Source organism: Xanthomonas sp. WHRI 7945 (genome assembly GCF_035026585.1).
Genome location: NZ_JAYIQP010000018.1, coordinates 70,075 through 80,482, shown reverse-complemented (window position 1 = coordinate 80,482; position 10,408 = coordinate 70,075). Strand labels below are relative to the sequence as shown.

Sequence of the window (10,408 nt, the reverse complement as noted above, 5' to 3'; positions counted from 1 at the left end):
CGTCCTGCCGTCCTGCCGTCCTGCCGTCCTGCCGTCCTGCCGTCCTGCCGTCCTGCCGTCCTGCCGTCCTGCCGTCCTGCCGTCCCGAGTCCCGAGTCCCGAGTCCCGGCCCTAACGCCGCCCGCGCTCCTCACGCGCATGCGCGCGCCGGTCGAACAGCACCGCGCTGATCACGATGCCCAGGCCCAGCGCCACGCCCAGCAGGAACAGCACCATTGCGATCGTCGGGTAGCCGAACAGCTTGCTGCCGGTGTCGATGCGCATCATCTGCGCCGAGGCCAGGATCAGCGCGGCGGTGACCACGCCGGCGGCCACGCGGTTGGCGATCTTCTGCAGGCTCTCCATCAGCCGCGATTCCTCCAGCCCGGCCACGCGCACCTGCAGGCGGTTGTCGGCGGCCAGCGACAGGATGTCCGACAGCTTGCGCGGGCCTTCGCGCAGCAGCGCCTGCATCTCCATCGCCTCGCTGGCCAGGTTCGCCGCCGACAGCGACTTCTTCAGCCGCGCGCGCATCACGTGCTGCAGCTGGTCCTCGACCACGCTGCGCGTGTCCAGGTTGGGCGACAGCGCGCGGCACACCGCTTCCAGGTTCAGCAGGGTCTTGCCGAGCAGGCTCAGCTCCGGCGGCGTGCGCAGTCCGTAGGCGGTGGCGATGCGCACCAGGTCCAGCACCACGCGGCCTTCGGAAGTGGCGTCGTGCGCGGCATAGCGCGCGATCATCTGCCCGGTCTCGCGCTGGTAGTGGTCCTCGTCGAAATCTTCCAGGCGCGTGCTCAGCGCGATGGTTTCCTCGGCCACTTCCTCGCCGCGGCCATCGACCGCGGCGAACAGCAGCTTGAGCAGGCGCTCGCGCAGCTTCGGCGGCACGTGCGCGACCATGCCCAGGTCGAAGATCGCCAGGCGCCCGTCGCTCAGCACGCGCAGGTTGCCCGGGTGCGGATCGGCGTGGATCTCGCCGTGCACGAACATCTGGTCCAGGTAGCCGCGCACCAGCGCCGCGGCCAGGTCGTCCATCGGCTGTTCGGTGCGGCGCAGCCCGGAGATCTTGTCCACGCGCACGCCTTCGGCCAGCTGCATGGTCAGCACCTTGCGGCTGCTCAGGTCCCAGATCGGCTGCGGCACCCACAGCTGCGGGAACGGCTTGAGATGCTCGCCGAAGCGCGCCAGGTTCTCCGCTTCGGCCTCGTAGTTCAGTTCGGCCAGCAGCGCCTTGCCGAACTCGGCCAGCCAGTCGGCGAAGCGGATGCGCCGGCCCAGGCCGGTCAGCTTGTCGGCGGCGCTGGCGAAGCTCTTGAGCACCTCCAGGTCCGAGCGTACCTGCGCGGCCACTTCGGGCTTTTGCACCTTGATCGCCACCGGCGTGCCGTCGCGCAACGCGGCGCGGTGCACCTGGGCCAGCGAGGCGGTGCCCAGCGGAGTGTCGTCGAACGCGGAGAAGGCCTTGTTGACCGGCACGCCGAGTTCGGCCTCGACGATCTCGCGGATGCGCTCCACCGGGATCGGCGCGGTGTTTTCCTGCATCCGCTCCAGCGCGGTGGCAAATTCCGGCGGCACCACGTCCGGACGCGTGGACAGCATCTGCCCGAGCTTGACGAAGGTCGGGCCCAGCGCCTCCAGGTCGGTGACGAACTGCTCGGGCGTGCCTTCCGGCGGCAGCGCGTGCTCGGCGTCGGCGGCCTCCACGTCCATGCCGGAAAACACGCCCGAGCTGCGGTAGCGCAGCAGCAGGCGCAGGATCTGGGTGCGGCGGCTGAGGCCGCCGACTACGTGCGAGGTGTCCGCAGCGTCGGGCGTCGCGCTCAAGGTTCGGCTCCGGAAATGGCAGGGATTGCGGCGGCCAGTGTGGCCGGGGCCGGGTCGTCGCCCGGTGAACTCGCACTCGCCACGGTGGGGCCGGACCGCCGGACACGGACCAGTGGCGCCCAGCGCACCGCGCTGGGTGGGCTGTTCTAGAATCCGTCGCTCCGGCACACAGTGCCGACCTCCAGGACATGCCATGCGGTCGTTCTCTGCGCCCCTCCCCGTGCGCGCCGCCTGGCGCTGCGGTCTCGCCTTGCTGGGCGGGCTATTGCTGGCGGCCACCACGTCGGCCGCGCCGCAGCGCGACGCCGACGACGGCTTCGATGCGCAGGCCTTCGCCGGCAGCCAGCGCCGCACCTATGAGGTGCAGGATTTTTCCGCGCGCTACCGAGCGACGCTGGAGATCGAGGACACCAGCGAGGTGTTCCGCCCCGGCATCGTGCGCGTGTTCGCGCGCGGCCGCGCCACGCCGCTGATCGAGGTGGCTTCGCCCGAGCTGGTGCTGCACACCGATGACCAGGGCGGCAAGGCCAGGGCCAACGTGCACGAACTGCCGTACGGCGAGCAGAGCGTGCTGATCTACGCCGATTTCAATTTCGACGGGATCAAGGACCTGGCGTTGATGGACGGGCAGAACAGCTGCTACCACGGCCCCTCCTACCAGGTGTACCTCGGCACCGCCGACGGCTTCGCGCCGAGTCCGGCATTCACCGAGCTGGCGCAGAGCAACTGCGGCCTGTTCCAGGTGGACGCGCAGGCGCACGAACTCCGCACCTCCACCAAGGACGGCTGCTGCTGGCATCAGTCGGCGGTGTACACGGTGCGCAATGGCGAGCCGCTGCTGGAGCGCGAATTGGTCGAGGACGCCACCGGCGCCCCGCCGGGCCTGGCCCAGGAGACGCGCTACCGCGACCAGGGTGGCAGGCGCGTGGCGGAGCAGTACTACCTGTGGGACGAGGACGGCAGCATGGCGTTGTTGCCACACAAGATACTGCTCGAATTCCGCCTGGCCCCCGCCGGCAAGCGCATTGTTGTGTTCGCCACCGCGAGCGACAACGAGGCCGCGACCCCGTACTACGCGGCGATCGGCGCGCAGCAGCGGGTGGACCTGCTGTATCCGGACGGCGCGGGCGAAGGTTTCGACTACGACGCCGACCGGCACGTACTCAGCTTCGGACGCGGCGACACCCGCTACCGCATCGTCGGCAATGCGCAGGGTGTGCCGCAGCGCATGGAAGTCGTCGTGCGCGGCAAGACCCAGCCGCTGGCATTGCAGCCTGGATCGGTGCATGGATCGTTGCAGGCGGTGGCGCAGGCGCTGAGCGCCGCACAGGCGGCTGCGGCGCAGTAGGACCGGCGCCGCGCATCGATGTTCCTGGCGCGCATCGATGTTCCCTGTAGGAGCGGCTTCAGCCGCGACAGGCACTCTCCGGAAAGGCCCTGTCGCGGCTGAAGCCGCTCCTACAAGAGCAAGACGGCTACTGGCCCCAGGCCGCGCAGCGCGTCAGTTCCGATTGTTTCCGAAGCTGATGCGCTTCCCGGCTCCGCTCGTCGCGACTGAAGTCGCTCCCACAGCGTTTTGCGGCGAATGGGTCGGCTGCACTGTGGGAGGGACTTCAGTCCCGACTGCTTCTGGAGCCGGGTAGCTGGCGGACTTCGTTCGTCGCGGTTGAAACGGCTCCTGCAGGCGATTTCCGGCCGAGTGCATCGTCGGCATTCATTCGCCCCACGCCGCGAAGGCGCGCGCCACCGCGTCGGCGCCGGGGTCGACCACGCCGCGCAGCGCGTCCGCCGGCACCGCGGCCGAGCGGCCGGCGCGAGCTCGGTCCATCTGCGCGGTGGCATCGGCCCCAGTGCGTGCCGCGCGCGCCGCGTCGTCGGCGCTGCCGCCGCGTGCCAGCGCCTCCAGTGCCGGCAGCAGCGCGTCGAGCATGGTGCGATCGCCCGGCTGTGCGCCGCCGTAGTGCTGCATGCGCGCCACGCCGGCCTGCAATGCCGGCACCCAGCCGCGCCCGGCTTCCAGCTCGGTGGCGGCGGTGGTGAACAGGATCGACAGCAGTACGCCGCTGGAGCCGCCCATGCTGTGTTCGATCGTCGCCGCCAGGCCGTGCGCCAGCGGCGCGGCCTCGCCGCTGGCCAGCGCGTCCTCGTCCAGCGCCTGCTGCAGCGCGCGGGCGCCGGCGGCGAATGTGCTGCCGGCATCGCCGTCGCCGGTCTGCGCATCCAGCGCGTCCAGTTCCGCCTGCGCAGCGATCAGCGCCTGCGCGACCCGGGCCAGCGTCGCGCCGCGTTGCGCATCGCGGGCGCCATGCCGGTGCGCGTCGCTGCGCAGCAGCGCCGGGGCGAAGTGGGCGGGCGCGTGCGGCACGCGCACGCCGGGCCAACCCAGGGTCTGCACCGGCGCCTGCAGCGCGTCGAGCGCGTCGGCGTCGGCCGGCGCCAGGGTGATCGAGAAGCCGTGCATGTCCATCGAGGTCATCAGCGCGGCAGGCACGGTCATCAAGGCGATCCGCGCCACGCCGATGCGCTGCAGCGCCAGCCGGGTCAGCACGCCCAGTTCCTGGGTGGAACAGCCACCCAGGTCGTTGAGCATCAGCAGCAGCGGCGCGTCGGCGCCGTAGCGCGCGTCGGCCTGTTCGAGCAATGGGTCCAGCACCAGCGCCAGCGCTTCCTCGACCGAGGCCGGCTGCACCTTGCGCGTGCCCGGCTCGTTGTGGATGCCCAGGCCCAGCTCCGGCGCGCGGCGGCCGGTGTGCTGGCCCGGCACGGTGCAGCTGGACAGGGCCATGCCCAGCGACAGCAGGCGGTCGGCGAAGGCCTGGCCGCGCTGCGCCAGTTCGGTCAGCGGCACGCCTTCGCGGGCCAGGTGGCCGACGTACTTGTGCACCAGCACGGTGCCGGCGATGCCGCGCGGCTGTGCGGCGTCGGGCAGGGCGATGTCGTCGGCGACCAGCACGCTGGCCACGTCGATGCCTTCGGCGCGGGCGCGCTCGGCAGCCAGGCCGAAGTTGAGCCGGTCGCCGGTGTAGTTCTTGATCACCAGCAGCACCCCGGGCGCGTCGGCGCAGGCGCGGATCGCGGCCAGCACCGCTTCCACGCCCGGCGAGGCGAACAGGTCGCCGGCGATGGCGCCGCTGAGCATGCCGGGGCCGACGAAGCCGGCATGCGCCGGCTCATGGCCGGCGCCGCCGCCGGACAGCACCGCGACCTGCGCCGGGTCGCGCTCGGCCTGCAGCACGATGCGCGCGCCGCTGGCCGGGTCCGAGCGCAGCAGCGGTTGCAGCGCGGCGACGGCATCGAGCACGTCGTCGACGATGGCGCGGGGGGCGGTGAGGAACTGGTCCATGGGGGTCCTTCGCGGCGGCGTTGTGTGTGCCGCACACGGTAACCGAGCCGGCGTTATGCGCGGCTGAGGCCGTGCGTGGCCCCGCTCACCCACCCGGCGCGCGGAATCGGCGAGAATCCCCGCTCACCCTCGAACGGAATCCCCGCATGGCCGGCGCTAGCCTGTTCACCCTGCTCGACGACATCGCCACGTTGCTGGACGACGTGTCCATCCTGACCAAGGTGGCGGCGAAGAAGACCGCCGGCGTGCTCGGCGACGACCTGGCGCTGAACGCGCAGCAGGTCACCGGGGTCAACGCCGACCGCGAGCTGCCGGTGGTGTGGGCGGTGGCCAAGGGCTCGCTGCTCAACAAGGCGATCCTGGTGCCGGCGGCGCTGGCGATCAGCGTGTGGCTGCCGTGGGCGATCACCCCGCTGATGATGATCGGCGGCGCGTTCCTGTGCTTCGAGGGCGTGGAGAAGCTGGCGCACCGCTTCCTGCATTCCAAGGAAGAGGACGCGCAGCACCACGCGCAGCAGCTGCAGGCGCTGGCCGACGAAAAGGTGGACGTGGTCGCGCTGGAGAAGGACAAGATCAAGGGCGCGATCCGCACCGACTTCATCCTCTCGGCGGAGATCATCGTGCTGTCGCTGGGCGTGGTCGCCAACGTGCCGTTCGTGCAGCAGGTGTCGGTGCTGGTGGCGATCGCGCTGGCGATGACGGTCGGCGTGTACGGCCTGGTCGCCGGCATCGTCAAGCTCGACGACCTGGGCCTGTACCTGACCCGCAAGGGCGCCGCCGCCGCGGCGATCGGCCGCGGCATCCTGTGGCTGGCGCCGTGGCTGATGCGGGTGCTGTCGATCGCCGGCACCGCGGCGATGTTCCTGGTCGGCGGCGGCATCCTGGTGCACAGCATCGGCCCGCTGCACCACGCCATCGAAGGCATCGCCCCGCCGGGCGCCTGGGGCAGCCTGGTCGTCAACTTGGGCAACGCGCTGGTCGGCATCGTGGCCGGGGCGGTGGTGCTGGGGGCGGTGTTGTTGTTTCAGAAGCTGCGGAAAGGCCGGGAGTAGGGATTCGGGATTCGCAAGAGCGAAATACTCGCGTTTGCCAATCCCGAAAGCCCAACCCCAATCCCGCGCCGGCTGCGCCGGCGCTAATCCGCTGAAACCACCCGGTTCTTGCCCGCCTTCTTGGCTTCGTACAGGGCGCGGTCGGCGCGCTTGACCACCACGTCCTGGGTCTCGCCGGCGCGGCGCAACGCGACGCCGGCGCTGAAGCTGACGAACACGCGCTGGTCCTCGTGCACCACCGCGCGCTGGGCCAGGGCGCGTTGCACCCGGGTCACCGCCGCGGCGGCTTCGAAGATGGTGCAGTCGGGCATCAGCAGCAGGAATTCCTCGCCGCCGAACCGGGCGATCGCGTCGCTGCCGCGCAGCGTGGTGCGGGCCACCTCGACCACGTGGCGCAGTGCGGCGTCGCCGCCGGGATGGCCGTAGATCTCGTTGAGCTTGCGGAAGTTGTCCAGGTCCAGCATCGCCACGCACAGCGGCTGCTCGCCGCGCTCGGTGCGCACCAGCTCGCGCGCGAAAAGTTCCTCCAGGCCGCGGCGGTTGAGCGCGCCGGTGAGCTGATCGACCCGCACCAGCCCGCTGACGTCCTGCAGCTCCTGCTCCAGGCGCAGGATGCGCTGCTCGGCCGCGTCCACTTCCTGGCGCGCGGCGATCAGGTGGTCGCGCGCGCGCAGCGCCTGCTGCTGCACGTGGCCGGTGTCCTGCAGCACTTCCTGCAGCAACCGGTTGAGGTCGCCGATGCTGCGTGCGTCGCGGATGGTCTGCGAATAGTCGGCGATGCGGTCGTGGAATTCGCTGGTGCTGATCGCCATGCCGTCCAGGTTCTCGACGAAGGACACCATCATGTCCTTCATCGCTTCCTTGGATTCGGCGATGCCCTGCTTCAGCAGGCCCTGCTTGTAGGTCACCTCGCGCAGGCTGCCGCGCGCTTCCTCGATCGAATAGCGGTCCAACGGGCCGCTGATCAGGTCGCGCACCACCGCGATCTGGCCCTGCAGCCAGCTGGTGTCGTCGAGCAGTTCGCCGACGTTCTCCAGCAGCAGGTCGAACAGGCCCAGCAGCAGGGTCTGCTGCTCCTGGCTGTCGCTGGCGCGCAGCGCGACCTGGTGGCACAGCTCGCGCACGCGCTGCGCCAGCGGTTCCAGCGGCTGGCCCGGCCGCCACTGTCGCAACGCCTCGCCGGTGGCCTCCGATTCGTTGGCCAGCTCGGGCAGGTTGTGCAGCAGCGAGGCCAGCGCGCCGGCCACGGCCTGGCGCAGCAGGTCGCGCAGGCGCTCGGGGTCGCTGGGGCCGGCCAGCGGATCGCCGACGTCGATGGTGCGGATGTACTTGTCGATCAGCTGGCGCAGCGCGCGGCCGTAGCTGGGCCAGTCGCCGCTGCCGGCTGCCGACTGCAGGCGGCGGCCCATGTCGCCGAGTTCGCCGTGCAGGCCGGCCATGCCGTCGGCGAAGGCGCCGAGCAGGTCCAGCGGCTCGTGGGCGCGGTTGAACAGCTGGATCAGCGCCGCGGTGGCCGCGGCCGGATCGCTCCCCTGCGCATCCGCCGTCGCGGGCGCATGGCCGTGCCCGTGCGGCGCCACCGCCGAGGCGGCCGCCGGCGCGCGGCGGCGCGGCGACAACAGCTTGCGCAGGCCGCCGGCAGGCGGCTCGTCGCGTTGATCCGGCATGCGGACGCTTCCTTTCCAGTGAACGCGCCACCCTGCCACAAACGCGGCGACCGGGGGTGACGCTCAGGAACAGGATATCGGCGCCGGCGGCGTGCGCTTGAGCCGGCGCTGGCCGCGGCCCTACAGCGCGGCGCGGACCTCGTCCAGGCTGGGCGGGTTGGCGCCGGCGCGGGTGCAGTTGATCGCCGCGGCGGCCACGCAGAACGTCAGCAGCCGCTGCAGCGCGTGCGCCGAGGCGCCCAGCGCGGCGAGCGCGGCCAGGTCGGGGAGCTGGTGCAGCAGCGCGGCCTGGAAGCTGTCGCCGGCGCCGACGGTATCGGCCACCTGCACCGCGCGCCCGGCCACGCGCGCCTCGGCATCGCCGCTCCAGGCCACCGCGCCGTCGCTGCCCAGGGTCATCACCACCAGCGACGGGCCCTGCTGCAGCCAGCTGCGCGCGATCGCGAACGGATCCTGCCGCGGGTACAGCAGCTCGATGTCCTCCTGGCTGACCTTGACCACATGCGCCAGCGCGATCCAGCGATCCAGCCGCGCGCGCCATACTGCCATGTCCGGTTCCACCGTCGGCCGCACGTTCGGATCCAGCGAGATCAGCCGCTGCGTGCGTTCGCGCTCGGCCAGGGTCTGGAAGGTGCTGGCGGTGGTCTCGGCGACCAGCGTGTAGGAGCCGAAATGCAGGCCGCCGACCGCGGCGTCGAGCGTCGGCAGGTCGGCCGCGGTCAGTGCGCGGTCGGCGCAGCCGGTGCCGTAGAACGAATAGTTGGGCACGCCTTGCGCGTCCAGCGCGACCATCACCAGGGTGGTCGCCTCGGCCTTGTCGATGCAGTGGTCCAGCGCCACGCCCTCGCGTTCCAGGGTGCCGCGCAGCTGACGGCCGAGCGGGTCGGTGGACAGGCCAGTGAACAGCGCCGACGGCGTGCCGAGGCGGGCCAGGCCGATCGCCACGTTGAACGGCGACCCGCCCTGGCGCGCGGTCATGCCGACCGAGGTGCCGGCGTAGCCGTCGATGAAGATGTCGTACAAGGCCTCTCCACACACCACGAACATCGAACGGCTCCTCGGTTGGCTGCTGCGGCGCCGGACGGCGCGCTGGCGGCTATTGTGGCGTACGCGCCGCGGCGGGGCGACCTTGCGCGGCGCTGCGGGATCGTGACTGCTGTGCAGGCACGCGGGCTTGCGTGTCGGGTGCGCGAGGCGGCGCCGTACCCTCATCCGGCCCTGCGGGGCACCTTTCCCCGAAAAGGAGCCATGGTCCCGTTGGGAGAAGGGAACAGCCGCTGCGCGCTTTAGCCCCTCTCCCACCGGGAGAGGGGTTGGGGCGAAAGCGTCTCGTGGAGTTCGGGTGCACGAGGCTGCGCCCGTACCCTCATCCGCCCCTGCGGGGCACCTTCTCCCAAGGGGAGAAGGAACAGCCCTAGCCCTCTCCCAGCGGGAGAGGGGTGGGGTGAGGGTACGGCGCGCAGCGTCTCGCTGGGTTTTGGGTGCACGAGGCTTCGCCGTGCCCTCATCCGGCCCTGCGGGCCACCTTCCCCCGAAAAGGGGCCATGGTCCCGATGGGAGAAGGGAACAGCACAGTGCGCTTAGCCCCTCTCCCACCGGGAGAGGGGTTGGGGTGAGGGTACGGCGCGAAGCGTCTCGTGGGAGCGGCCAAGCTCGCATGCCGCCAGCACCTTGCCCATGCGCCTGCGATCGGCGTAGCTTCCTCCATCCACCGTGCAAGGGCGCTTTCGATGAAGATCCTTCTCGCCGGTGCCACCGGCCTGGTCGGCCGACATGCGTTGGCGCAGCTGCTCGCCGCGCCGGCATGCAGCGCGGTCGTGGCGCCGACCCGGCGCGCGCTGGACCTGGTCCATCCCAAGCTGCACAACCCGCTCGTGGACTTCGAGCAGCTGCCGGCGCAGGCGCCGTGGTGGCAGGTTGACGCGGCGATCTGCGCGCTCGGCACCACGATGAAGCAGGCCGGTTCGCGCGCCGCGTTCCGCCGAGTCGACTACGACTATCCATTGGCGATCGCGCGGCTGGCACAACAGCACGGCGCCACCACGTTCGCGCTGAACTCGGCGCTGGGCGCCGATCCGCGCTCGCGCGTCTTCTACAGCCGGGTCAAGGGCGAACTGGAACGTGAGCTGCAGGCGCTGGGCTTCGCCTCGCTCACGCTGGTACGCCCCGGCCTGATCGGCGGCGAGCGCGCGCAGCCGCGCAGCGCCGAGCGGCTGGCCGGCACGCTGCTGCACGCGCTGAGCCCGCTGCTGCCGCGGCGCTACCGGGTCAATCCCGCCGCGCGCGTCGCCGCCGCGCTGGTGGAGCACGCGTTGCGGCCGCGTGCCGGCGTCCACGTGGTCGGTTCGGAACAGCTGGCCTGAGCGGCGCGGAGCGCGGATGGCGTGGTGTCGCCGCGCGCGTGGGCGATGCCGCGTCGGCGTAGCGCGGCGGCTTGCGCGAAGACAGGCGCTGCCGCTGCCGCGTCCGTCCGCCATGCCTGCGTTGCTGTGCTGGCGGCATGCACCGGCCGTTTGCTGCACTTGCTGTGCCTGCGCCGCCAT

The 10,408-nt window shown here is 71.5% G+C and carries 7 protein-coding genes; 3 read left to right on the top strand and 4 right to left on the bottom strand.

The genetic code is table 11. The features are described from left to right. Positions 1 to 111: 111 nt before the first annotated feature. Positions 112 to 1,803 carry an ABC1 kinase family protein gene (locus VDQ83_RS14890; protein ID WP_263396844.1) on the bottom strand — a complete coding sequence of 564 codons (1,692 nt, stop codon included), beginning with the start codon at positions 1,801 to 1,803 and terminating at the stop codon, positions 112 to 114. A 193-nt stretch (positions 1,804 to 1,996) separates the two neighbouring features. Here VDQ83_RS14890 and VDQ83_RS14885 point away from each other — a divergent pair, with 193 nt between their 5' ends. Next, a complete protein-coding gene (locus VDQ83_RS14885; RefSeq protein WP_455435533.1) occupies positions 1,997 to 3,151 on the top strand; it encodes an XAC2610-related protein in 1,155 nt (384 codons plus the stop codon). 366 nt (positions 3,152 to 3,517) lie between these two features. On the opposite strand, the gene VDQ83_RS14880 is transcribed toward VDQ83_RS14885, so the two are convergent. Then, complete coding sequence (locus VDQ83_RS14880; protein WP_455435532.1) at positions 3,518 to 5,146, bottom strand: dihydroxyacetone kinase subunit DhaK; 1,629 nt, start codon at positions 5,144 to 5,146, stop codon at positions 3,518 to 3,520. Positions 5,147 to 5,292: 146 nt separating this feature from the next. On the opposite strand from VDQ83_RS14880, the gene VDQ83_RS14875 reads away from it, so the two are divergent. Continuing rightward, positions 5,293 to 6,198: a DUF808 domain-containing protein gene (locus VDQ83_RS14875; RefSeq protein WP_263396847.1), complete on the top strand. Its 906-nt coding sequence runs from the start codon at positions 5,293 to 5,295 to the stop codon at positions 6,196 to 6,198. 83 nt (positions 6,199 to 6,281) lie between these two features. Here VDQ83_RS14875 and VDQ83_RS14870 read toward each other — a convergent pair whose 3' ends face one another. Continuing rightward, the gene (locus VDQ83_RS14870; RefSeq protein WP_455435531.1) at positions 6,282 to 7,865 is read right to left on the bottom strand and encodes a diguanylate cyclase; all 1,584 of its coding nucleotides are present in this window, start codon (positions 7,863 to 7,865) and stop codon (positions 6,282 to 6,284) included. Positions 7,866 to 7,985: 120 nt separating this feature from the next. After that, positions 7,986 to 8,912 (bottom strand): carbohydrate kinase family protein, encoded by a 927-nt coding sequence (locus VDQ83_RS14865; RefSeq protein ID WP_455435530.1) that lies wholly within the window; start codon positions 8,910 to 8,912, stop codon positions 7,986 to 7,988. Between the two features lie 683 nt (positions 8,913 to 9,595). On the opposite strand from VDQ83_RS14865, the gene VDQ83_RS14860 reads away from it, so the two are divergent. Continuing rightward, entirely contained in the window at positions 9,596 to 10,228 is a 633-nt protein-coding gene (locus VDQ83_RS14860; protein WP_455435529.1) for an NAD-dependent dehydratase, read from the top strand. Positions 10,229 to 10,408 lie beyond the last annotated feature (180 nt).